At 45.0% G+C, this 24782-nt stretch carries 22 protein-coding genes and 4 tRNA genes; 4 read left to right on the top strand and 22 right to left on the bottom strand.

Annotated features, from left to right (window positions below):
* Positions 1-129 precede the first annotated feature (129 nt).
* The 13 genes from rpoC to IBX48_RS00070 all read right to left on the bottom strand — a co-directional run bounded on the left by rpoC (position 130) and on the right by IBX48_RS00070 (position 13459).
* Positions 130-4365 carry a DNA-directed RNA polymerase subunit beta' gene (rpoC, locus tag IBX48_RS00130; protein WP_296829209.1) on the bottom strand — a complete coding sequence of 1412 codons (4236 nt, stop codon included), beginning with the start codon at positions 4363-4365 and terminating at the stop codon, positions 130-132.
* Positions 4365-8426 carry a DNA-directed RNA polymerase subunit beta gene (rpoB, locus tag IBX48_RS00125; protein ID WP_296829206.1) on the bottom strand — a complete coding sequence of 1354 codons (4062 nt, stop codon included), beginning with the start codon at positions 8424-8426 and terminating at the stop codon, positions 4365-4367. Before rpoB ends, rpoC begins: the two co-directional genes overlap by 1 nt.
* A gap of 182 nt (positions 8427-8608) precedes the next feature.
* Positions 8609-8980, bottom strand: a complete 372-nt coding sequence (gene rplL, locus IBX48_RS00120) for a 50S ribosomal protein L7/L12 (protein WP_296829201.1) — start codon at positions 8978-8980, stop codon at positions 8609-8611.
* Positions 8981-9028: 48 nt separating this feature from the next.
* The gene (rplJ, locus tag IBX48_RS00115) at positions 9029-9523 is read right to left on the bottom strand and encodes a 50S ribosomal protein L10 (RefSeq protein ID WP_296829199.1); all 495 of its coding nucleotides are present in this window, start codon (positions 9521-9523) and stop codon (positions 9029-9031) included.
* A 158-nt stretch (positions 9524-9681) separates the two neighbouring features.
* Positions 9682-10374, bottom strand: a complete 693-nt coding sequence (rplA, locus tag IBX48_RS00110) for a 50S ribosomal protein L1 (RefSeq protein WP_296829197.1) — start codon at positions 10372-10374, stop codon at positions 9682-9684.
* 4 nt (positions 10375-10378) lie between these two features.
* The gene (gene rplK / locus IBX48_RS00105; protein ID WP_296829194.1) at positions 10379-10807 is read right to left on the bottom strand and encodes a 50S ribosomal protein L11; all 429 of its coding nucleotides are present in this window, start codon (positions 10805-10807) and stop codon (positions 10379-10381) included.
* Between the two features lie 49 nt (positions 10808-10856).
* Positions 10857-11390 carry a transcription termination/antitermination protein NusG gene (gene nusG / locus IBX48_RS00100; protein ID WP_296829191.1) on the bottom strand — a complete coding sequence of 178 codons (534 nt, stop codon included), beginning with the start codon at positions 11388-11390 and terminating at the stop codon, positions 10857-10859.
* 1 nt (position 11391) lies between these two features.
* Positions 11392-11739, bottom strand: coding sequence for a preprotein translocase subunit SecE (secE, locus tag IBX48_RS00095; protein ID WP_296829188.1), 348 nt, complete (start codon positions 11737-11739; stop codon positions 11392-11394).
* 95 nt (positions 11740-11834) lie between these two features.
* Positions 11835-11911: transfer RNA gene (locus IBX48_RS00090), tRNA-Trp, on the bottom strand.
* 54 nt (positions 11912-11965) lie between these two features.
* A complete protein-coding gene (gene tuf, locus IBX48_RS00085) occupies positions 11966-13156 on the bottom strand; it encodes an elongation factor Tu (protein WP_296829185.1) in 1191 nt (396 codons plus the stop codon).
* Between the two features lie 53 nt (positions 13157-13209).
* Positions 13210-13285: transfer RNA gene (locus IBX48_RS00080), tRNA-Thr, on the bottom strand.
* Between the two features lie 9 nt (positions 13286-13294).
* Positions 13295-13369 (bottom strand) — tRNA-Gly (locus IBX48_RS00075).
* A gap of 5 nt (positions 13370-13374) precedes the next feature.
* Positions 13375-13459: transfer RNA gene (locus IBX48_RS00070), tRNA-Tyr, on the bottom strand.
* 156 nt (positions 13460-13615) lie between these two features.
* Here IBX48_RS00070 and bioA point away from each other — a divergent pair.
* Positions 13616-14932, top strand: a complete 1317-nt coding sequence (bioA, locus tag IBX48_RS00065; RefSeq protein ID WP_296829182.1) for an adenosylmethionine--8-amino-7-oxononanoate transaminase — start codon at positions 13616-13618, stop codon at positions 14930-14932.
* A gap of 7 nt (positions 14933-14939) precedes the next feature.
* On the opposite strand, the gene speE is transcribed toward bioA, so the two are convergent.
* From speE to rpe, 9 genes are all read right to left on the bottom strand, one after another.
* A complete protein-coding gene (gene speE / locus IBX48_RS00060) occupies positions 14940-15794 on the bottom strand; it encodes a polyamine aminopropyltransferase (RefSeq protein ID WP_296829180.1) in 855 nt (284 codons plus the stop codon).
* Entirely contained in the window at positions 15795-16274 is a 480-nt protein-coding gene (speD, locus tag IBX48_RS00055) for an adenosylmethionine decarboxylase (protein ID WP_296829175.1), read from the bottom strand.
* 80 nt (positions 16275-16354) lie between these two features.
* Positions 16355-16771: an OsmC family protein gene (locus tag IBX48_RS00050; RefSeq protein WP_296829435.1), complete on the bottom strand. Its 417-nt coding sequence runs from the start codon at positions 16769-16771 to the stop codon at positions 16355-16357.
* 112 nt (positions 16772-16883) lie between these two features.
* Positions 16884-17678 carry an indole-3-glycerol phosphate synthase TrpC gene (gene trpC, locus IBX48_RS00045; RefSeq protein ID WP_296829172.1) on the bottom strand — a complete coding sequence of 265 codons (795 nt, stop codon included), beginning with the start codon at positions 17676-17678 and terminating at the stop codon, positions 16884-16886.
* On the bottom strand, positions 17678-18697 hold the full coding sequence (gene trpD / locus IBX48_RS00040) for an anthranilate phosphoribosyltransferase (RefSeq protein ID WP_296829169.1): 1020 nt from the start codon (positions 18695-18697) through the stop codon (positions 17678-17680). Before trpD ends, trpC begins: the two co-directional genes overlap by 1 nt.
* Positions 18694-19287, bottom strand: a complete 594-nt coding sequence (locus IBX48_RS00035) for an aminodeoxychorismate/anthranilate synthase component II (protein WP_296829166.1) — start codon at positions 19285-19287, stop codon at positions 18694-18696. Before IBX48_RS00035 ends, trpD begins: the two co-directional genes overlap by 4 nt.
* A 17-nt stretch (positions 19288-19304) precedes the next feature.
* Positions 19305-20819: an anthranilate synthase component I gene (gene trpE, locus IBX48_RS00030; RefSeq protein ID WP_296829163.1), complete on the bottom strand. Its 1515-nt coding sequence runs from the start codon at positions 20817-20819 to the stop codon at positions 19305-19307.
* Between the two features lie 5 nt (positions 20820-20824).
* A complete protein-coding gene (locus tag IBX48_RS00025; protein ID WP_296829160.1) occupies positions 20825-21505 on the bottom strand; it encodes a phosphoglycolate phosphatase in 681 nt (226 codons plus the stop codon).
* A 157-nt stretch (positions 21506-21662) separates the two neighbouring features.
* A complete protein-coding gene (gene rpe / locus IBX48_RS00020; protein ID WP_296829157.1) occupies positions 21663-22367 on the bottom strand; it encodes a ribulose-phosphate 3-epimerase in 705 nt (234 codons plus the stop codon).
* Between the two features lie 138 nt (positions 22368-22505).
* Here rpe and IBX48_RS00015 point away from each other — a divergent pair, with 138 nt between their 5' ends.
* From IBX48_RS00015 to bioD, 3 genes are read left to right on the top strand one after another with little or no spacing between them, the layout of a single operon-like run.
* A complete protein-coding gene (locus IBX48_RS00015; protein WP_296829154.1) occupies positions 22506-22988 on the top strand; it encodes a phosphate-starvation-inducible PsiE family protein in 483 nt (160 codons plus the stop codon).
* The gene (locus IBX48_RS00010) at positions 22985-23872 is read left to right on the top strand and encodes a phosphoribosylaminoimidazolesuccinocarboxamide synthase (RefSeq protein WP_296829151.1); all 888 of its coding nucleotides are present in this window, start codon (positions 22985-22987) and stop codon (positions 23870-23872) included. Before IBX48_RS00015 ends, IBX48_RS00010 begins: the two co-directional genes overlap by 4 nt.
* Positions 23873-23890: 18 nt before the next feature.
* Positions 23891-24544, top strand: a complete 654-nt coding sequence (gene bioD / locus IBX48_RS00005; protein ID WP_296829148.1) for a dethiobiotin synthase — start codon at positions 23891-23893, stop codon at positions 24542-24544.
* The last annotated feature ends 238 nt before the right edge of the window (positions 24545-24782 follow it).

Below are 24782 nucleotides of genomic sequence, written 5' to 3'. Positions count from 1 at the left end.
TCTCCAAATTTGAGTTTTAACTCATTCACCTAAAATAGATTGCGGGCATTATTGCCTGCAAATAAGGTTTCAGAATTTTAGTGATCCAACAAGCATATGTCAAGCAATAACTTGTTGAATTCTAGTTATTTAAAGCTCTGAATCTTCTGGTTCCATAACGCGGTCATCAATAACCGGCATCTCTTCCAGAATTTCTTCACTCACTTTTTCTTCTTCATAGTCATTTTGAATAAATGCACGCAATTCGCCATCGGCAATATCACTCGCTTTCTTACGTGCTAGGTGATATGCAAAACCTGTTCCGGCCGGAATCAGACGACCCACAATTACGTTTTCTTTCAAACCAACCAACGTATCTCGCTTACCACTAACAGCGGCTTCAGTTAATACGCGAGTAGTTTCTTGGAATGAAGCCGCCGAAATAAAGGATTCAGTCGCAAGAGACGCTTTAGTAATACCAAGCAGTACACGCTCAAAGGAGGCTTCTACTTTACCTTCCGAACGCATTTTTTCATTCAACTGAAGAACTTTCGCATACTCAGTTTGCTCGCCTTTAATTAAGCCGGTATCACCCGCCGATCGAACCTCAACTTTACGCAACATTTGTCGAATAATGGCTTCAATGTGTTTATCGTTGATACGTACACCTTGCAGGCGATAAACATCTTGAACTTCATCCACGATATATTCAGCTAAGCGTTCAACGCCTAATAAACGAAGAATGTCATGCGCATTTGAATTACCTTCAACAATAATATCACCACGCTCAACTCGTTCACCCTCGAATACATTAACTGTACGCCACTTAGGAATTAAGCTCTCATATTGCTCGCTTGAGTCTTGCGTAATAATTAAACGCTGTTTGCCTTTGGTTTCTTTACCAAAAGAAATTACACCGCTTACCTCGGCCATGATAGCGGGCTCTTTAGGTTGACGCGCCTCGAACAAATCGGCAACACGTGGCAGACCACCCGTAATATCTTTGGTTTTCGATGACGCTTGTGGAATTCGTGCTAAAACGTCACCCGATACAACCTGCACGCCTGACTGAACAAGCACAATCGAATTTTCTGGTAAGTAATAGACGGCAGGTGTCTGAGTACCTGCGAAACAGGTACTTTCACCTTTATCATCCAGTAAACGAATGAAAGGACGAGCATCTTTAACTGAACTGGAACGCTCTTTTGCGCCTTTTACAACACGCGTCACCAGGCCTGTTAACTCATCGGAACGTTCTTCTACTGTACCTTCAAAGTTACCAAACTCAATCTGACCACTTACCTCAGTAATTACTGGGTGTGTATGTGGATCCCAACTCGCAATACTTTGACCAGAACTCAGCTTTTGTCCTTCTGTGACTTCAAGAATTGCACCATAAGGTACTTTGTAGCGTTCTTTTTCACGACCAGCATCATCTAAAATAGTGACTTCGCCTGAACGTGTTGTAACCATTATCTTATCTTCAGAGTTCTTAACTGTCTTAAGATTATGGAATTTAACGGTACCTTCGTACTTAACTTCTACGTGACTCTGTGCAGCTGTCTGCGAGGCGGTACCACCAATGTGGAATGTACGCATTGTTAGCTGTGTTCCAGGCTCACCAATCGACTGAGCAGCCATGACCCCAACTGCCTCACCCATGTTAACCAGATGGCCACGCGCTAAATCGCGGCCATAACATTTTTGACAAACACCAAACTTCGTTTCACATGTAATGGTTGATCTAACCTTTACACGATCGATGCCATGAGTATCAATTAAAGCCACCAAGCTTTCATCAAGCAATGTACCCGCTGCAACAATGCAACCGCCTTTAACATCCAGTACATCCTCACTTAACACACGGCCAAGAATACGCTCGCGTAGTGATTCAATAACATCACCACCCTCTACGTGTGCGGTCATTTCAACACCACTTTCAGTTTTACAATCATTTTCTGTTACAACAACGTCTTGAGCAACATCTACTAAACGACGAGTCAAGTAACCTGAGTTAGCCGTCTTCAAAGCGGTGTCAGCCAAACCTTTACGAGCACCATGTGTCGAAATAAAGTACTGTAGAACGTTTAGACCTTCACGGAAGTTAGCGGTAATAGGCGTCTCGATAATCGAGCCATCCGGTTTTGCCATTAATCCACGCATACCACCAAGCTGACGCATCTGCGCAACCGAGCCACGAGCACCTGAGTCGGCCATCATATAGATTGAGTTAAACGAACTTTGCTTAACCTCTTCACCTTCAGCCGTAGTGACCATATCGAACTGCAACTCATCCATCATGGCTTTCGTTACAAGTTCGTTGGTGTGTGACCAAATATCAACAACCTTGTTATAACGTTCACCTTCAGTCACCAGGCCTTGTGAATACTGTAGCTGAATTTCTTTTACCTGATCTTCAGCACGCTCAAGAATGCCCGCTTTTTCATCTGGAATTAACATATCATCTGAACAGAAAGATAAACCGGCCATTGTCGACCACTTAAAACCCGCATACATTAATTGGTCAGCAAAAATAACGGTTTCTTTTGGTCCAAGCACACGATAACAAGTGTTTAACACCTTACTGATATTTTTCTTAGTCAAGTTCGTGTTTAACAAATCAAACGACAAACCTTTTGGCAAAATCCGGCACAATAAAGCACGACCAACCGTTGTCGCAACAATACGAGTACTTACATGTTCTTTTTTATCTTCAATAACGGTTTCTTCAACCTTAAGTTTAATTTTGGTATGCAGATGAACAACTTTTGCTTCAAGCGCTCTAACCACTTCCTGCCAATTTGAAAAGGCCTTGCCCTCACCAATAGAGTTAATACGCTCACGCGTAATATAGTAAAGACCAAGTACAACGTCTTGCGACGGTACAATAATTGGTTCACCGTTTGCTGGTGAGAGCAGGTTGTTGGTCGACATCATTAATGTACGAGCTTCAAGCTGCGCTTCTAATGACAATGGAACGTGAACTGCCATTTGGTCACCATCGAAGTCAGCGTTGAAGGCCGAACAAACGAGGGGATGTAAGTTAATCGCTTTACCTTCAATCAAAACCGGCTCAAATGCTTGTATGCCTAGACGGTGAAGCGTTGGAGCACGGTTCAACAAGACCGGATGTTCACGAATCACTTCATCTAATACATCCCAAACTTCCGGTAATCCCTGTTCAACCATTTTTTTGGCTGCTTTTATTGTTGGAGCCGCGCCACGTTTTTGTAATTTACTAAAAATGAATGGCTTAAATAACTCTAAAGCCATTTTTTTAGGCAAACCACACTGGTGCAATCTCAAAGTAGGACCAACAACAATTACTGAACGGCCAGAGTAATCAACACGCTTACCGAGTAAGTTTTGACGGAAACGGCCTTGCTTACCTTTGATCATATCAGCCAAAGATTTTAACTGACGCTTATTCGTACCTGTTACCGCACGGCCACGGCGACCGTTATCCAATAATGAATCAACCGCTTCTTGTAACATACGTTTTTCATTGCGCACGATAATATCCGGTGCCATCAAATCTAATAAACGCTTTAAACGATTATTACGGTTGATTACACGGCGGTATAAATCATTAAGATCGGAGGTTGCGAAGCGACCACCATCAAGTGGAACCAAAGGCCTTAGCTCAGGTGGCAACACCGGTAAAACTTCCAATACCATCCATTCTGGATGATTGCCAGATGACAAAAATGATTCAATAAGTTTTAAGCGCTTACTGACCTTCTTCTGCTTGGTCTCAGAGGTTGTAGTTTCAACCTCACCTCTTAAACGAGCCGCCTCTTCCACTAAATTAATAGACTTAAGCATGCGCTTGATAGCTTCGGCACCCATCTGGGCTTCGAATTCATCGCCATGCTCTTCTAAAGCATCTAAATATTCTTCTTCAGTCAGTAGCTGCCAAGGCTCTAAAGGTGTTAGGCCTGGATCAACAACCATAAAAGCCTCGAAGTATAAAACCGCTTCGATTTCTTTTAGTGTCATGTCTAGCATTAGGCCAATACGCGATGGTAATGACTTCAAGAACCAAATGTGAGCAACTGGTGTAGCTAAGTCGATATGACCCATGCGTTCACGACGCACTTTTGACTGAGTTACTTCAACACCACATTTTTCACAAATTACACCGCGATGTTTTAGTCGCTTGTATTTTCCGCATAGGCACTCATAGTCACGAATTGGGCCAAAAATTTTCGCGCAGAATAAGCCATCACGCTCCGGCTTAAAGGTACGGTAATTAATGGTTTCAGGTTTTTTTACTTCACCATATGACCAAGAACGAATCTTTTCAGGAGAAGCAAGAGACACTTTAATCGCATCAAAATCACTAGAAACGTTTTGTTTTTTTAGAAAACCGAGTAAGTCTTTCATTAATCTTGCTCCAACTCAATATCAATACCTAATGCGCGAATCTCTTTACGTAATACGCTAAAGGATTCAGGCATGCCTGGTTCCATGTACTCATTGCCATCAACGATGTTTTTATACATGCGAGTACGACCATTCAAGTCATCGGACTTAACTGTTAACATTTCCTGAAGCGTAAAGGCCGCACCATACGCTTCCAATGCCCACACTTCCATCTCACCAAAGCGCTGACCACCAAACTGAGCTTTACCGCCCAATGGCTGTTGAGTAACCAAACTGTATGGACCAGTTGAACGAGCATGCATCTTGTCGTCTACCAAATGGTTCAACTTAAGCATATACATATAGCCTACGGTAACGGTTCTATCAAACTCATCGCCTGTGCGCCCATCAAACAGTCGCATTTGACCAGACTCAGGTAGCTCAGCTAAACGTAACAGTGATTTGATTTGCGCTTCGTTAGCCCCATCAAATACTGGCGTAGCCATCGGCACACCCTTACTTAAGTTCTTCGCTAACACCACGATCTCATCATCACTAAATGATTTAAAATCAACCGATTGACCTTGGCTTTCATTATAGATCTTATGCAAGAACTCGCGCACTTCTTTGATATCCGCATCACGTTTCATCATTGAATCGATCTTTTCACCCAATCCCCAAGCCGCTAAACCTAGGTGCGTTTCTAAAATCTGACCAACGTTCATACGTGAAGGTACACCCAGTGGGTTTAAGCAAATATCTACAGGACGACCTGTTTCATCAAATGGCATATCTTCAACAGGACAAATGCGAGAAATTACACCCTTGTTACCATGACGACCAGCCATCTTGTCACCTGGCTGAATACGACGCTTAATAGCCACGTATACTTTAACCATCTTAGATACGCCTGGTGCCAAGTCATCACCTTGAGTCAATTTCTTGCGTTTTTCTTCAAACGCTTCATTTAACTCTTTACGCTTAGCTTTAAGTTGATCTTCAGCTGCTTCAAGTTGGCGCAGTACCTCTTCATCATCAACGTTAAGACCTAACCACTTTTTAACATCCATACCTTCAAGGTATTCTGCTGTTAACTTGGTACCATCTTTTAACTTCAAACCAGTCAGCAAGTTTTTAATACGGTTTAAGGTATCTTGCTCAAGAATTCTGTACTGCTCATCAATGTCTTTACGGACTTTATCAAGCTCTTCTTCTTGAATATCTTGCGCACGAGCATCTTTCTTCATGCCTTCACGAGTGAAGATTTGAACATCAATAACCGTACCTTCGATACCTTTAGAAACACGAAGTGACGTATCTTTAACGTCCGATGCTTTCTCACCAAAAATGGCGCGTAGCAATTTCTCTTCAGGTGTTAACTGTGTTTCACCTTTAGGGGTCACCTTACCGACCAGAACATCACCCTGCTTAACTTCAGCGCCAATATAGACGATACCGCTCTCATCCAAGCGCGATAAAGCCGATTCACCAACATTAGGAATATCAGAAGTAATTTCTTCCGGCCCCAATTTAGTATCACGCGCCAAACAGGTGAATTCTTCAATATGAATGGTTGTATAACGATCCTCTTTAACCACGCGTTCTGATACTAAAATCGAGTCTTCGAAGTTATAACCATTCCAAGGCATAAATGCCACGCGCATGTTCTGACCTAATGCAAGTTCGCCAAGATCAGTAGACGGACCATCCGCCAATACGTCTCCACGGGTAACTTGATCACCTGCACTAACTATTGGTTTTTGGTTAATACAAGTGTTTTGGTTAGAACGCTGGTACTTAATAAGGTTATAAATATCAACCCCAGTTTCACCTTCAACGATTTCTTCATCGTTAACACGCACTACAATTCTAGACGCATCAGATGAAACCACTTCACCACCACGATCAGCAACCACGGTTACACCCGAATCGATAGCGACTGTTTTCTCAATCCCTGTACCTACTAAAGGCTTATCCGCACGCAAAGTAGGAACCGCTTGACGCTGCATGTTTGAGCCCATCAATGCGCGGTTAGCATCATCATGCTCAAGGAACGGAATCAAGGCCGCCGCTACCGATACGATCTGTTTCGGAGAAACATCCATTAAGTTAATGTCTTTCGACATAGATAATGTAAATTCGTTCTGGTGACGTGCTGAAATCAAGTCTTCAACAAACTTACCATTCTTATCCAGTTTTGCACTAGCCTGAGCGATAACGTATTGTGCTTCATCAATCGCAGAAATATAAACCACTTCATCAGTAGCTTTACCATCAATAACCTTACGGTAAGGCGTTTCAAGGAACCCATACTCATTCGTTTTGGCATAAACCGCTAATGAGTTAATCAAACCAATGTTTGGACCTTCCGGTGTTTCGATCGGACAAACACGACCATAGTGGGTAGGGTGAACATCTCGAACTTCAAAACCCGCACGCTCGCGCGTCAAGCCGCCTGGGCCTAGGGCAGAAACACGTCGTTTATGCGTGATCTCAGACAAGGGATTCACTTGATCCATAAATTGTGACAATTGACTTGAACCAAAGAATTCTTTGATTGCCGCAGATACAGGTTTAGCATTAATTAAGTCCTGCGGCATCAAACCATCAGATTCTGCCTGATTAAGACGTTCTTTTACGGCACGCTCAACACGAACTAAACCAACTCTAAATGCGTTTTCAGCCATTTCGCCTACGGCACGAATACGACGGTTACCCAAGGTATCAATATCATCCACCGTACTTTGACCGTTTCGAATATTGATCAACTCACGTATAACATCAACAATATCTTCACGCTCAAGTACCAGCTTTCCTTCGTTATCTTGACGACCCAAACGACGGTTGAGTTTCATTCGACCAACAGAGGACAAGTCATAACGGTCTTCTTGGAAAAACAAGCTATTAAACAAGGCCTCAGAAGAATCTTTTGTCGGTGGCTCACCAGGGCGCATCATGCGATAAATCTCAATCTGAGCTTCTAACTGTGTTGAACTCGAGTCGAGATTCAACGTATCAGACATATAAGAGCCATGCAGCAGCTCATCTATATAAAGCACTTCGAACTGAAGCTTGCCCAACTCATTCACTTTATCAATAATATCTTGGGTAATAACGGAATTGGCGGCCGCAATTAACTCACCAGATGACGTATCAACTAAATTTTTAGCCAGAACCTTACCTAATAAAAACTCATTCGGCACATCAATAGAAGACACACCAGCTTCTTGCATTTGTTTAACTGTACGAGCTGTAACACGCGTACCTTCTTCTGCGAAGACTTCACCCTTTGCAGCAATTGTAAAACTGGCCATCTGACCTTTAAACTGCTCAGGATCAAATGCAAGTGAATATTTGCCTTTAGACATTTTGATTTTTGACGTATCAAAAAACATCTCAAGAATCTGCTCATTGTCATAGCCCATTGAACGCAAAAACACTGAAACGGGTAATTTACGGCGGCGGTCAATACGGGTAAACAAACAATCATTATGATCAAATTCAAAATCTAACCAAGAACCCCGATAAGGAATAATTCTGGCATTGAATAAAATTTTGCCTGAAGAGTGGGATTTACCTTTGTCATTATCAAAGATAACACCCGGTGAACGATGTAACTGAGTCACAATTACACGTTCGGTACCGTTAATAACGAATGTACCGTTATCCGTCATCAAAGGCATATCACCTAAATAAACTTCTTGTTCTTTAATGTCTTTAACTGGGCGATTTCCGACTGGAGCGTCCTTGTCATAGATGACTAAACGCATTTTTACGCGAAGTGGAGCGGCATAGGTTACGCCACGCTGCTTACACTCTTTAACGTCAAATTCTGGTTGACCAAGGTGATAGCTGACATAATCCAAATCAGCCGTACCCGCAACACCTTTGATTGGGAAAACTGAACTGAAAGCAGAGTGCAGACCAATACTGGCGCGCTCTAGAGGCTTCTTATCCTTCTGGATAAAGTCATGATACGACCCTTTCTGAAGTGATAATAAATACGGGACATCCAACATAGAAGGCTGCGTTGAGAAGTCTTTACGGATGCGTTTCTTTTCGGTTAACGAATAGGTCGTCATTGAGTACCTCGGCAAAAGAACAAGTCATAAATGATAAATAGAGATTTCTATTTAAATGTATAAAACTGTAGTATCAGTCCTCACTGAATATCACACTTTTACACACTACCTTAAACAAGAAAAGGCCGACACCTAAGTGTCAGCCAATTCATACTGCTTTTTACGCAGTTAAAAGCGGAAGATTACTTGATTTCAGCTTGTGCACCAGCTTCTTCAATTTGCTTCTTAATCTCTTCAGCTTCTTCTTTCGATACACCTTCTTTTAAAACAGTAGGTGCAGATTCAACCGCTTCTTTTGCTTCTTTCAAGCCAAGACCGGTAATACCACGAACTGCTTTGATAGCACCAACTTTGTTGCTACCAGCGCTTGTTAGCACTACGTTGAATTCAGTTTGTGCTTCAGCGCCTGCATCTGCAGAAGCCGCTGGACCAGCTGAAACCATTGCAGCAGCAGAAACGCCAAACTTCTCTTCCATTGCTGAAATCAATTCAACAACTTCCATTACAGTCATGTTAGCAACTGCTTCTAAAATATCATTCTGTGATACGGCCATTTGAAAATCTCCTAAAATTGAATTTGCTTGTCGTAATAACTAAAAATATTACGCCGCTTCTTTGGCTTCTTTGTATGCTGCAAGAGTACGCGCCAACTTCTCGACAGGTGCCTTCATTACATACATCAACTTGCCCAATGCTTCTTCGTAAGTCGGTAGTGCAGCAATTGCATCAAGTTGGCTAGCGTCCATAACGCCTGAACCAATAGATAGCGACTTAACAACCAATGCTTCATTGCCCTTTTTAAAATCTTTAGCTACACGAGCTGCGGCTGACAATTCACTAGTAGAGAATACCAATACAACAGGTCCTACTAAGTCAGACTGCATATCTTCAAAAGGCGAACCTTGCAAAGCTTTGCGTGCCAAAGTATTTTTAACAACACGGATTACTACATCAGCATCACGTGCTTTAGCGCGAAGATCGGTCATCTGCTCCACAGTCAACCCACGATATTCAGCTACCACGATCGAAACAGACTTCTCTACAATGGCAGAGACCTCCTCAACGACTAGCTTTTTATCTTCGAGTTTAAGTGCCATTCTAACCTCCTAACAGTTTAATCAGCTCCCTGATCAAACCACTCATCTACGTAGGCCTCAGATGAAATTAAGGCTCCTCATTAAGTCGCCACCTACGGTCTGCGATGGGCACTCACAATTTTGGAGACCCAATTCGCAAATCCATCTTTTCAGATAGATTAAATCGTTGACTGATCCACTAGGACACTTGGGCCCATCGTACTAGATACAGTTACCTTTTTCATAAACACACCTTTTGCAGCAGAAGGCTTAGCTTTATTTAAGTCTTCCATCAAGGCGGCAAGATTTTCTCTTAACTTCTGTGCGTCAAATGAAGCTTTGCCAATCGGAGCGTGGATAATACCGGCTTTATCAACACGGTAGCGAACCTGGCCTGCTTTAGCATTATTAATAGCGCCCACAACATCCGGCGTAACTGTGCCAGTTTTAGGGTTTGGCATTAAACCACGCGGACCAAGAACCTGACCTAACATACCCACAACACGCATCGCGTCTGGGCTAGCAATAACCACATCAAAATCCATCATGCCTTTTTTAATTTCATCAGCAAGCTCTTCCATACCAACAAAATCAGCACCCGCTTCTTTTGCGGCCGCTTGGTTTGCTTCACCCGTAAACACAGCTACACGGATAGTCTTACCCAAACCATTAGGAAGAACCGTAGCACCACGCACAACCTGGTCTGACTTACGCGGATCAACACCTAATTTAACAGCGACATCCACAGTCTCATCAAACTTTGTTGAACCTGCAAATTCTTTTACCAAATCCAAGGCTGCAATAATGTCATATGAAGAGTCTTTATTTAGACGCTCAGCAACCATTTTTTGTTTTTTCGTTAGCTTTGCCATCTTCTTACTCCTCGACCGTTAGACCCATACTACGAGCAGAGCCCGCAATAATCTTGACTGCTGTTTCCAAATCATTGGCATTTAAATCCGCCATTTTGGTCGTAGCGATTTCTTCCAACTGAGCACGTGTCACTTTACCAACCTTATTTAGGTTAGGAATAGGACTACCCTTCTGGATTCCAGCCGCTTTTTTTAACAAAATAGCCGCTGGTGGAGTCTTGGTAATAAATGTGAAGCTTTTATCACTGTAAACAGTGATAACAACAGGCAATGGCAATCCCTTTTCAACACTTTGCGTTTGCGCATTAAATGCCTTACAGAACTCCATAATGTTTACGCCGCGCTGACCTAATGCTGGGCCAACGGGTGGACTTGGGTTTGCGCTCCCTGCCGGGATTTGCAATTTTATATAGGCTGCAATTTTCTTAGCCATCTTCTACTCCTTGTGGGTGATAGCGCCATAAGGCTCCCCGTTAATAAAATCAGCTTTTGACGACTTGGGCAAACTCTAACTCAACTGGAGTTGAACGCCCAAAAATCAGCACTGATACTTGTAATCTATTTTTATCGTAATCAACGCCTTCCACCACCGCTTCAAAGTCGGTAAATGGGCCATCCGTTACTCGCACCATTTCACCAGGCTCGTAAATAACTTTCGGACGCGGCTTATCAACATTTTCTTCAACACGTTGCAAAATACGATCTACTTCTTTCTGGGTGATTGGAGCAGGGCGATCACTTGTCCCGCCAATGAAACCCATAACCTGCGGCACACTTTTAACCAAGTGCCACGTGGCTTCATTCATTTCCATCTCAACTAGAACATAACCCGGAAAAAACTTGCGTTCACTGGTTCTTTTTTTCCCATCGCGAATCTCAACTACTTCCTCAGAAGGCACCAAAATACGTCCGAAATCATTTTCCAGCCCAGCACGCTCAATATACTCAAGCATCGCTGTCTTAACTTTATTCTCATAACCAGAATAAGCGTGTACTACATACCATCTTTTCGCCACATTAGCCTCCCTGTCCTGTCAGCAACTTAACCGCCCACAAGAAAAACATATCAATTAACCAGAGAAAAATCCCGACAATAATGACGGCAATTACAACTATCAAAGTGGTCTGGGCCGTTTCTTTTCGGGTAGGCCAAACAACTTGGCGAACTTCTTTTTTGGTATGAACTAAATATCTAAACCAACTTGCACCAAGCGCTGTCTTGTAAAGTACATAGCTCGCAAGCACTACACCAAACAATACGACTAAAATACGCGCAACTGCATGCCATTCGGCAAACGTATAGTAAGCCACAACAGAACCTAACAAAATGGCAATCGACAGGAACATCTTGACCGTGTCCATCATACTTCTAGATTCTTGTACTTCTGATTTCTTATTCATACTATGTCGATATAATTAAAAAAACGATCCACATCCTATGACGTAGACCGTTAAGAATATGGCAGGGGTGGAGAGATTCGAACTCCCAACCTTCGGATTTGGAATCCGCAGCTCTACCAATTGGAGCTACACCCCTGTGAGTTAAAAAAGGGGACTATACCAGCCCCCTTTGTTTTTTGCAAGATCTTGATTATTTCAAGATTTTAGAAACGACACCCGCACCAACTGTACGACCACCTTCACGGATCGCGAAACGCAAACCTTCGTCCATCGCGATCGGGTTGATTAAGGTGATTGTCATCTGAATGTTATCACCTGGCATTACCATTTCGACACCTGATGGTAATTCACATGCACCCGTAATATCGGTTGTACGGAAGTAGAACTGTGGACGGTAGCCATTGAAGAATGGAGTGTGACGTCCACCTTCTTCTTTTGACAATACGTACACTTCACCTTCAAACTGGGTGTGTGGTGTAATTTTGCCAGGGTGACTTAGTACTTGACCACGTTCAACGTCTTCACGCTTGGTACCACGTAGTAGTACACCCACGTTATCGCCCGCTTCACCTTGGTCTAGTAACTTACGGAACATTTCTACGCCGGTAACGGTTGTTTTTTGTGTGTCACGAATACCTACGATTTCGATTTCTTCACCAACCTTAACAATACCGGTTTCAATACGTCCGGTTACAACCGTTCCACGACCTTGGATAGAGAATACGTCTTCTACTGGCATTAGGAATGGCTTATCTGTTTCACGCATTGGCGTTGGGATGTATTCGTCTAGGGCGGCTACTAGTCTTTCAATCGCTGGCACACCAATGTCTGATGTATCGCCTTCAATTGCTTTTAGTGCTGAACCTTTGATTACTGGTGTGTCGTCACCCGGGAAGTCGTAGTCTGATAGAAGTTCACGAACTTCCATCTCTACCAATTCCATCAATTCTTCGTCATCAACCATGTCCGCTTTGTTTAGGAACACAACAATGAAAGGCACACCAACTTGACGTGATAACAAGATATGCTCACGTGTTTGTGGCATGGGGCCGTCAGCAGCAGAACATACTAGAATCGCACCATCCATCTGCGCCGCACCGGTGATCATGTTTTTTACATAGTCGGCGTGACCTGGGCAGTCTACGTGTGCGTAGTGACGAGTTTCTGACTCATACTCTACATGGGATGTAGAGATGGTAATACCACGTGCTTTTTCTTCTGGTGCGTTATCAATCTGGTCGTAACCTCTTGATTCGCCACCAAACTTCTTACCTTGCACAATGGTTAGCGCCGCAGTCAATGTAGTTTTACCATGGTCAACGTGACCAATCGTGCCTACGTTTACATGTGGCTTGTTACGTTCAAACTTAGCTTTTGCCATGACGAAACCCCGTTTAGCATAATTACATTAGACTGGGCTAACCAGCCATAAAATGGAGCTCTCATCCAGAATCGAACTGGAGACCTCTTCCTTACCATGGAAGCGCTCTACCGACTGAGCTATGAGAGCATTAGACATTGGAGCGGGTGATGAGAATCGAACTCACGTCATCGGCTTGGAAGGCCGAGGTAATAACCACTATACGACACCCGCGAATTTGGTGGAGGGTGGTGGATTCGAACCACCGAAGGCTGAGCCAGCAGATTTACAGTCTGCCCCCTTTGGCCGCTCGGGAAACCCTCCAAATGTGCGGCGTATTTTACCGATAAAAAACACCCTGTCAACCAGATTTATACATTAAATCTAGAATTTGTTACCTAATTTAAAACCCAGCACTGTTTGATTTTCGGCGTTTGGTATGCGATTCTTTACGATTTTACAGACAAGATTAGACAATTTATGCAGCCACAGATCTTCGATCAACAACACATTTGGCACCCTTACAACAAACTCCCTTCGAGCCATTTACAGCTTGAGGTGGCTTCAGCGCAAGGCAGTCTCATCACCCTTAAAGACGGACGTAATCTGCTAGATGCTATGTCATCCTGGTGGTCGAGTATTCATGGTTACAATCATCCAACCATTAACCAAGCCGCGATTGATCAAATTCAAACCTTGTCTCACATTATGTTTGGCGGACTCACTCACCAACCGGCGATTCAACTCGCCGCTAAATTAATTCAACTCAGCCCCGCGGGCTTAGATAAAATTTTTTTTGCAGATTCGGGTTCAGTGTCAGTCGAAGTTGCGCTTAAAGTTTCGCTCCAATACTGGAAAAGTCGTCAACGTCCTGAAAAGCATCGATTCCTTGCTTTGCAACACGCTTACCATGGCGATACCTTTGGCGCTATGTCAGTTTGTGATCCAGTTGAGGGTATGCATCACTTATTCAGTGACAACTTAATGCCCAACCTGTTTGCACCCGCACCACAACCAGGCCTGGTGGTTGAAAACCAACACGATATTCAAGCACTTGAAACCCTATTTGAACAACATCACCATGAACTAGCGGCTTTTATTTTGGAACCTTTGGTTCAAGGAGCGGGCGGCATGCGGTTTTATCGCCCAGAATACCTCAAACGCGCACGTGAATTATGCGATCAATACGATGTGCTGTTAATTGCGGATGAAATAGCGACGGGCTTTGGGCGCACCGGCAAATTGTTTGCTTGTGAATGGGCTGATATTTCGCCGGATATCATGTGCATCGGCAAAGCCCTGACTGGTGGCTATATGACCCTTGCAGCGATGCTTTGCAGCCAACACATTAGCGACACCATTAGCCAGCAAAACCCGGGTTTGCTGATGCATGGCCCGACTTTCATGGGCAACCCGCTCGCCTGTCGCATCGCCTTAGCGAGTTTGCAACTGCTATTAAGTCAAGACTGGCAAAGCCAGATTAATCAAATCAGCGCACACTTAACCCAAGCTTTTGAGCCTTTAAACCAGTATCAAGAAGTTAAAGATGTGCGCGTATTGGGTGGTATTGGCGTGATCGAACTCACTCGAGATGATTTGAGTTACGCAATCCAACAGGCCGCGATTGAAAACGGTGTTTGGTTAAGACCTTTCGGACGCTTGGTTTACACCATGCCGGCTTATAATATTTCAGCCGACAACTTACAGGCTTTAAGTCAGGGCATAAGCCAAGCTGTGTCGCAAGTATTGTCCAACCAACCTTCTGCTGAGGCCGCCTTAACCGATCAGTTTGTTTAGGCGTGACTTAAAGCGCATCCAACAAATATTGCGGCAAGGCAAAGCAGGCCTGGTGCATCGCCGGATTGTAATAACGTGTTTTAAAACCCGCCTGCTGATAACGTGTTTGCAGCTGACTTAATGCTAAGTCATTAGGTTTTAAAACCTGTGACGCCCAAGCAAACGTCATAATCCCACCCACATAAGTCGGCACCGCCGCGCTATAAAACCCAACCTGCTCAAACAAGGGTGATAAACGCTTTTGCGAGGTTAAGACTTCATCGGTTTGCAAAAAGCTGACCCCATTTTGCGCAACAAATACGCCACCGGGATTTAAACAACGTTTTATACCTGTATAAAATCGCGAAGTAAATAACACTTCACCCGGCCCAACCGGATCGGTTGAATCAGAAATAATCACATCAAACGTCAGGTTCGTTTCGTTAACAAATGCGACACCGTCACCAATCACCAGATTTAAACGCGCATCATCATACGCACCAGCCGAATGTTGAGGAAAGTAAGTTTTACACATCTCCACTACCTGAGCATCAATCTCAACCTGGCTGACGGCTTCGACGCTCGGATGTTTTAAGACTTCACGCAAAATCCCGCCATCGCCGCCGCCAATAATCAATACTGATTTTGGTTCTGGATGAGCAAACATCGGCACATGTGTCAGCATTTCGTGATAAATAAATTCATCGCGTTCAGTGGTTTGAATCATGCCGTCCAATGCCATCACCCGCCCCCATTGCGCATTCTGAAAAATCACTAAATGCTGGTGCTCGGTTTTGGCTTCAAACAACACCTCATCCATCGCAAAGGACTGGCCCCAGGCCTGGTGCAAAGTTTCTAAATAACGCGGTTTGGCCTGACTCACTTAAACTTCACCACGTAAAATGGTATTGACATTAACTTGAGTGGGCGAAAAGGCCTGTTTTAACACATCAATCGCTTTTTCCGGCACCGCATCGCCACACATAAACACGTCAAACGCGGCAAAATCACGCTCCGGCCAGCTGTGCACACTAATGTGCGACTCCGCCAAAACCGCCACACCGGAAATACCACCATTAGGGGTGAAGTGATGCAAATGGATATGCAGTAAGGTCGCACCGGCGGCTTCGACCGCGTCACGTAATGCCTTTTCCATTAAATCCAACTCATCTAAACGCTTCGCCCCCCAAAGGTCGATAATCAGATGGGTGCCTGCATACTCTTTGCCGTCTCGTACAATAAAATGATCTTGAGTTAAGTCTTCCACCGCTTGATCGTGGGTCGGCCAGTTAGACTCAATCACCGTGGTTTTTTCAATGATCTCAAAGTGTTCGTTACCGGTTTTTAGAATATTTTCAGGCATGTATGGCCCACCTTCCTACGTAAAAATTTTAAAAAAGAGAGGCGATTATGCCCACATAATTAAAAATTGCAAGTTGTGATTTAATTGATTTGCACAATTTCAAAGCCATGCGACATTTCAACCGCCGCTTCAAGCATTTTCGATACCGAACAATACTTTTCAGACGATAAACTCACCGCGCGTGCCACTTTTGCTTCCGCTAAGTCCTTGCCTTCGACAATATATTGCACGTGAATTTTGGTATAAACTTTGGGCAGGGTTTCGGCACGTTCAGCACTCACTTCAATGCGGCAATCTCGCACATCTTGTTTGCCTTTTTGCAGCATCATAATCACATCAATCGCGGTGCAGCCACCTAAACCCAACAACACCATTTCCATTGGGCGCGCACCCAAGTTGTTGCCGCCAATCGCGGGCGGGCCATCCATCACCACTGAGTGACCGGATTCGGTTTGGCCGACAAAACTCATATTGTCCAGCCATTTTACGGTTGCGATTTTATCCACTTTCGAGCTCCTCTTTTCAAGCTTTAAATTAATAAGCTTCCAGACAAAACAACCAGACCTGGTGCTTGAGAATTCAAACCACCAGGCCTGCTTATGATACGGACTATTTAAATAACTGACTTAAAGCTTCACCCGGATCATGCGCCCGCATAAACGCCTCACCGATCAAAAAGCTGTTCACGTTATGGTCTCGCATTAACTGCACATCTTGTGGCGTAAAAATACCGCTTTCAGTTACCACAATACGGCCTTCGGGGATCGCATCCAATAAATCCAAGGTCGTCTGCAAACTCACTTCAAAGTTATGCAAATTGCGGTTATTAATACCAATTAAGGGTAAGTCAATCGCCAGTGCGCGTTCAAGCTCTTGCACATCGTGTACTTCGATCAACACATCCATTCCCAAACCCTGCGCCAACTCGGCAAGTTCGACCATCTTTTCGTTATCTAAGGCCGCTACAATCAACAAGATACAGTCCGCCCCCATCGCACGAGCTTCGTATACCTGATAAGGCTCCACCATAAAATCTTTGCGAATAACCGGCAACGACACCGCGGCACGCGCTTGCTCTAAATAATCACGCGAACCTTGAAAAAAATCCACATCCGTCAAAATAGACAAACAAGCCGCGCCATGTTGCTCGTAACTTTTAGCAATCGCCACCGGATCAAACGGATCACGTAACACCCCTTTACTGGGGGATGCCTTTTTAATTTCGGCAATCACGGCTGGTTTACCGGCATCCAGCTTAGCTTGCATCGCTTTAACAAAACCGCGCGGTGCATCGGCTTGTACGGCGAGCTGTTTCATTTGATCTAAACTAACACTTGGCCATTGCGCACTGATTTCTGCAAATTTGCGTTCGATAATCTTATTTAAAATGGTTGGTCTGCTCATCAAATAGCCTGTGTAAATTGTATAAATTGATCCAATTTTTGCTGCGCCAAGCCTTGGGCAATCGTGCTGCGTGCTAACAACACGCCTTCTGCAAAACTGTTCGAAATGCCGGCTACATATAAGGCCGCGCCCGCATTTAAGCAAATAATATCTTTCGCCGCGCCGTCTGAGTTGTTAAACGCGGCGCGGATAATATTCAAGCTCTGTTGCGCCGAGTCTACCGCCAGTCCTTCTAAACTCACGTGATCCATATCATATTCTTGCGGATCAATCGTCCACTCACGTATTTGACCCTGCTTTAATTCCGCCACATGGGTTGGGCAGGTTACCGAAATTTCATCCAAACCGTCTTCGGCATGCACCACCATCACATGCTCCGAGCCTAACTGTTTTAGCACCTGCGCAAATGGCACTAACAAATCGCGATCATACACACCCAGCACTTGATAAGGCGCTTGTGCCGGGTTAGTCAGCGGCCCCAGCACGTTAAAAATGGTGCGCACACCGAGTTCTTTGCGTGCCGCCACCACATGCTTCATCGCGCCATGATGGGCTGGCGCAAACATAAAGCCCACCCCCACTTCTTCAATACAAGCCGCAACCTGGTTGACACTTAAATTCAAGTTCACACCCGCCGCTTCCAGCACATCCGCACTGCCAGACTTACTCGATACCGAACGGTTGCCGTGTTTTGCTACACGAGCACCTGCGGCCGATGCGACAAACGCGGTGGCGGTTGAGACGTTAAATATATTCGCACCATCCCCACCCGTACCGCAGGTATCCACTAAATGACTGCGGTCGTCCAATTCCACACGGCTGGATAAATCACGCATTACTTGGGCCGCCGCCGCAATTTCTTCAATGGTTTCGCCTTTCATGCGTAAAGCCATTAATAAACCGCCAATTTGCGCATCCGTGGCGTCACCGGACATCAAGGTTTGCATCACCGATTGCATTTCGGTGCCACTTAAATTCTCACGTCGTAATAATCGACTTAACGCGTCCGAAAGCGTCATACGCCACCCCGTGTTTGATTTAAAAAATTCTGTAACATTTTGTGACCTTGTTCGGTCAAAATCGACTCTGGATGAAATTGCACCCCTTCAATGGCGAGTGTTTTATGGCGCACGCCCATAACTTCATCCACACCACCTTGCTCGTCCTGTGTCCAAGCCGTCACTTCTAAACAGTCCGGCATACTAGCCTGTTCAATCACCAGCGAATGATAACGCGTGGTTTGCACCGGATTCGGCAAATCGCTGAATACACCAGTGTTGTGATGATAAACCGGCGAAGTTTTGCCATGCATCGCCTGCTTTGCACGAATAATCTTTCCACCAAACGCCTGACCAATTGCTTGATGCCCCAAACACACACCCAAAATCGGTACTTTACCGGCAAAATGTTTAATCGTTGCCACCGAAATGCCGGCTTCATTCGGCGTGCAGGGGCCCGGAGAAATCACCAAAAAATCTGGCTTTAGGTCTTCAACCTGTTCAATTGAAATCTGATCATTTCGATGCACCAACACCTCTTGCCCCAGCTCACCAAAATATTGCACCAGGTTATAGGTAAACGAATCGTAGTTATCAATCATCAGTAACATAAAACTTATACCTATGGTTATCGGTGTGAAGAGGAAGGGTTATCGGTACGCATACCTTGGCTGACAAATTCCGCCGCGCGGAACACGGCGCGGCCTTTATTCATGGTTTCGTCCCACTCGCTTTGCGGCACCGAATCAGCCACAATGCCCGCACCGGCTTGCACATACAAACGGCCATTTTTAATCACCGCCGTACGAATCGCAATCGCGGTATCCATATTGCCATGCCAACCTAAATAACCTACTGCACCAGCGTAAACGCCACGTTTAACCGGTTCGAGCTCGTCAATAAGCTGCATCGCCCGAATTTTAGGCGCACCCGAAACCGTGCCCGCAGGGAAAGTGGCACGCAACACTTCTAACGGCGACAACCCGGGCTTTAAGGTGCCATCCACATTCGACACAATATGCATCACATGCGAATAACGCTCAACAATCATTTTTTCGGTGAGTTTGACACTGCCCACCTGCGCAATGCGCCCGACATCGTTACGTCCTAAATCAATCAGCATTAAATGCTCAGCGACTTCTTTCGGGTCGTTTAATAAATCCTGCTCAAGTGCGCGATCTTTTTCGACATCCGTGCCACGCCGACGAGTCCCCGCAATCGGGCGTACCGTGACTAAATTATCTTCCAAACGCACTAAAATCTCGGGCGACGAACCTACAATCTGAAAGTCATCCAGATTCAAATAAAACATATAAGGTGACGGATTTAAATAACGCAAAGCACGGTACAAATCCATCGACGATTGCTTAAATTCAATCGACATTTGCTGCGATAACACCACCTGCATCGCATCACCCGATAAAATGTATTCTTTCACCTTATCTACCGCGTCTTTAAACGCTTGCTCGCCAAAACTAGACGTAAAATCCGCTTCATCCACTTGGCTGTCGGCGGCAAAGCTATCGGGTTTTTCAAACGGCTGACTCAGTTGTTGCTCTAACTCATCAATCCGTAACTGCGCTTGTTTAAACGCATTGGGTTTAGATAAATCCGCCTGAATAATCACATGCACTTGGCCGCTTAAATTATCAAATACCACCAGCTCACGCGACACCATCAATAAAATATCCGGCGTTGCCACATCGTCACGTGTCGGTTGAGTTTGTGCCAAACGCGGCTCAACATAACGCACCGTGTCATAGCCAAAATAACCGACTAAACCACCGCAAAACTTAGGCAATTCGGCATTATCCAACACCTTAAACTGGGTTTGATAAGCCTCCAACCAAGCCAGCGGATCGGTCGCGACTTGATGTTCAATCACCTCACCGCCGCACAACACGCGCACTTGTTGACCGTCCACCCGAATATGTGTATCCGAAGGTAAACCAATAATCGAATAACGCCCCCATTTATCGCCACCCTGCACCGATTCAAATAAATAAGAATAGGGTGCATTCGCCAATTTAGTGTAAACCGACAAAGGCGTTTCAAAGTCAGCCAACAAGGTGCGCATTACCGGCGCATGGCTATAACCTTGTTTGGCCAGCTCATCAAAATAGGGTTGGGTTTGAGCGCTCATGTCAATTATTTTGCCTCTAAGTAATTCGTCAACTCGGTCATCGAATCCATCACCACATCCGGCTCATAATTGCGAATGTCTTCGCCGTGGTTATAACCATAGGTCATACAGAAAATATGAAAACCTGCCGCACGTGCCGCCTTCACATCACTTTTAGAATCGCCCAACATCAAGGCATTTTCCGGTGCTACACCCATTAGTTTGGCCGCATGCAATAAAGGCATCGGATGCGGTTTTTTCTCTGTGCAAGTATCGCCGCTAACCACAAACTCAAAGTAATCAAACAAACCCTTGTCTTTTAACAACGGGATCGTAAAAGCTTCGGCTTTATTAGTCACGCAACTTAAACGGTAACCGTTCGCCAGCATCCACTCAAGGCCTTGTTTCACGCCATCATAAACACAGCTACGTTGTGATGTGTTGTGTTTATAAAGCTCCAAGAAAATCGGATAGGCTTTTTCAAACAAGGTTTCATCCGGTTCGCCATCCACCGCGTTAATTAACGCACGGCGTACCAAACGTTCAACCCCATTACCCACCCAATCACGCACCGCGTTTTCGCCACGCACTGGCATATCGAGTTGTTTCATCATTTCGTCAACGCAATAGGCCAAGTCCGGCACGCTATCAATTAAAGTGCCATCCAAATCTAATAGAACAAAGCCCGGTTTTATTTTTTGTGTCATTTTATTTCTCTTGTTTTACCACGAAGAACACGAAGGTCACGAAGACCGATTTAGTTTCACCGCACCTAATAGTAAGCAGCACGGCGAAACACTCAACGGGAACCCTACAAAACTTCGTGTACTTCGTGCTCTTCGTGGTTCATAGCTTTTAAAAGCATTAAGCCTTAGCCAATTCTGCGCGCATTTGTTTAATAATGCTGTCGTAACGGTTAGCGTCACTCGCGTTTTCTTTACTGAAAATGCCCGAACCTGATACAAACGTATCACAACCCGCCGCTGCCACTTCAGCGATGTTTTCCGCTTTAACGCCACCGTCAATTTCCAAACGAATTTCTTGGCCGCTGGCATCAATCAACTTACGCGCATCACGCAATTTATCTAACGCACGTGGAATAAACGCCTGACCACCAAAACCAGGGTTAACCGACATAATCAAAATCATGTCGATTTTATCCATTACATGGTCCAAATAACTTAAAGGCGTTCCCGGGTTAAACACCAGGCCAGCTTTACAACCTTCGGCTTTAATTAACTGTAATGTACGATCAATATGCTCAGACGCCTCTGGGTGGAACGTAATAATATCCGCGCCCGCACTGGCGAAATCACCAATTAAACGATCCACCGGCTTCACCATCAAATGCACATCAATCGGTGCCGTTAAGCCTTCGCGCACCATAAACTTTTTTAACGACTCACACACCAATGGGCCAATCGTTAAGTTGGGCACATAATGGTTATCCATTACATCAAAATGCACCACATCCGCACCCGCGGCCAATACATCTTTTACATCTTTACCTAACTGTGCGAAGTCCGCCGATAAAATTGACGGTGCGATCCAGTTTGCTTGCTTAGCCATAATATTTCCTCGTCTTTAACAAACTTTAATAAAATTGAATTCGATGCATTTTACCAGCATCCGAATAAATTTCACCTCAAGCTTTGTCAAAAACAATATAATGCGGCCAAACGCCCCCATAAATGAAAGAGGTTCAAAATGGACACGCAACATACTCGTACCACCAGCGTTATCCGTCGCGGTATTGGCATTTTTGAGATTATTGGCCTCACCATTATCGCCCTAGCGACGATTTTTGCCGGTTATACCGAAGTCAAATACATGATAAACCAAGGCCAAGTCACGCTGGGTGATCTGTTGTTATTGTTTTTGTATTTAGAAGTCTTAGCGATGGTCGCGATTTACCTCGACTCCGGTAAGTTACCAATCCGCCTACCGTTATATATCGCCATTATTGCGATGGCGCGTTATTTGATTTTAGAGATGAAAGACCTCACCGAATACGAAATGCTCGCGGTCGGCCTCACCATTGTATTGATTGCGCTATCCATTTTAGCCTTGCGCTTTGGTTCGCTTAAATTCCCAGCCGAAGACCGTGCCGGCCCAAGATGGCCAAGCATGCCCAAAAAAGTCGAAAATAAAACCAAAAAAATCACAGATGAATCGGAGAACTTGTCATGAATGCGTTATACGAATCCAACCTGACCAGTTTAAAACTGCTTAATCGCGGCAAAGTGCGCGACATTTACGACCTAGATGCCGATCATCTCTTAATTGTCACCACCGACCGGGTGTCGGCGTTTGATGTGATATTACCCACCCCGATTCCGGGTAAAGGTCGTATTCTCAGCGAAACCGCGCAGTTCTGGTTTAAACGCACCCAAAACATCCTGCCCAACCATATCGCCAGCGATTTAGTCTTAGCCGACTACCTTACCCCAGACGAACTTCAACAGCTCGACGGGCGCGGCGTGATCGTGCGTAAATTCAAACCCCTACCAGTCGAAGCCATTGTGCGCGGTTATTTAGTCGGTTCGGGCTGGAAAGAATATCAACAACACCAAAGTGTATGCGGCATCGCCTTACCACCAGGCCTGGTGCAAGCCCAACAACTGCCCGAACCGATTTTCACCCCTTCCAGCAAAGCCGAAGTCGGCGATCACGATGTCAATATTAGTTTCGATGACATGATCCAACTCATCGGTGAAGCCAAAGCCAACCAAGTGCGCGACTACAGCTTGCAGCTTTACAAACAAGCCGCCGAGTTTGCAATTGAACGCGGCATTATTATCGCCGACACCAAATTCGAATTTGGTGAAGACGCCAATGGCACCATTTATTTAATCGACGAAGCCTTAACACCCGACAGCTCACGTTTCTGGCCCGCCTCCAGCTACACGCCGGGCCAAAACCCACCGAGTTTCGACAAGCAATATATTCGGGATTATTTAGAAACCTTAGATTGGGATAAAACCGCCCCCGGCCCAGATTTGCCGACCGAAGTGGTCAACAAAACCCTAGAAAAATACCAAGAAGCCCAAGCCCGTTTAACTGAAAACCAATAATGCTTAGTTTATAAAGTAATGTCGACAACAACCAGGCCTGGTGGTTACTTTATCACCGGCACCGACACCGAGATTGGCAAAACCCACATCAGCTGTGCGCTCGCTATGGGGTTAGTGCAACAGGGCTATAGCGTCGCGCCCCGTAAACCCATTGCTTCTGGTTGCATTAAGCAAGCGGATGGTTCACTGCTGAGTGAAGACGCCTACCGCCTGCAACAAGCCAGCCAAACCAAAGATTCACTGCAAACCATTTGCCCTTATCAATTCGAAGCCGCGATTTCGCCCGCGCGTGCGATTCAGCAATCAGGCCAAACGATTGGGCTAGATGACCTGGTGCAAGCCTGCCAAGCGCCAAGCTCAGAATTTTTATTGGTAGAAGGTGCCGGCGGGTTTTTATCACCTTTAAGTGATGACGCTTTAAATGCCGATTTAGCCAAACAACTCGCGTTACCCATTATTTTAGTGGTCGGCAATCGGCTCGGTTGCATAAATCATGCGCTTTTAACCCTAGAAGCGATTCAACAGCGCCATTTAACGCTCGCCGCCATTGTTTTAAACGACCTCAGCCAACAGGCCGACCCCAACAACCTAATCGACCTAAAAAATAAATTGCCAAATCAACAACTTATCCACCACCCCTACCAAACCCAACTCAGCCCCATTCGGCTTTAAGCCACGCCTAACAACCCAAACAACTGTTGTAAAAAAACAACAAGCCCTGTTTTTGTGGTTTTTGCGTCACACATAGTTGCACGCCATAAATTTTATACAGTAGAGTAGCTTCCAAGTTCGCTCCAAAGCGAACAGTTTTAAAACAAAACTCAATACTAACTAATTAGGAAGACAGCATGAAAAAGAATATTCTAGCTATCGCTATCGCATCTGCCGTAGCCGCTCCAGTAGCCATGGC

Source organism: Thiomicrospira sp. (genome assembly GCF_014859555.1).
GTDB lineage: Bacteria > Pseudomonadota > Gammaproteobacteria > Thiomicrospirales > Thiomicrospiraceae > Thiomicrospira.
This window is presented reverse-complemented; position numbering and strand designations above follow the sequence as displayed.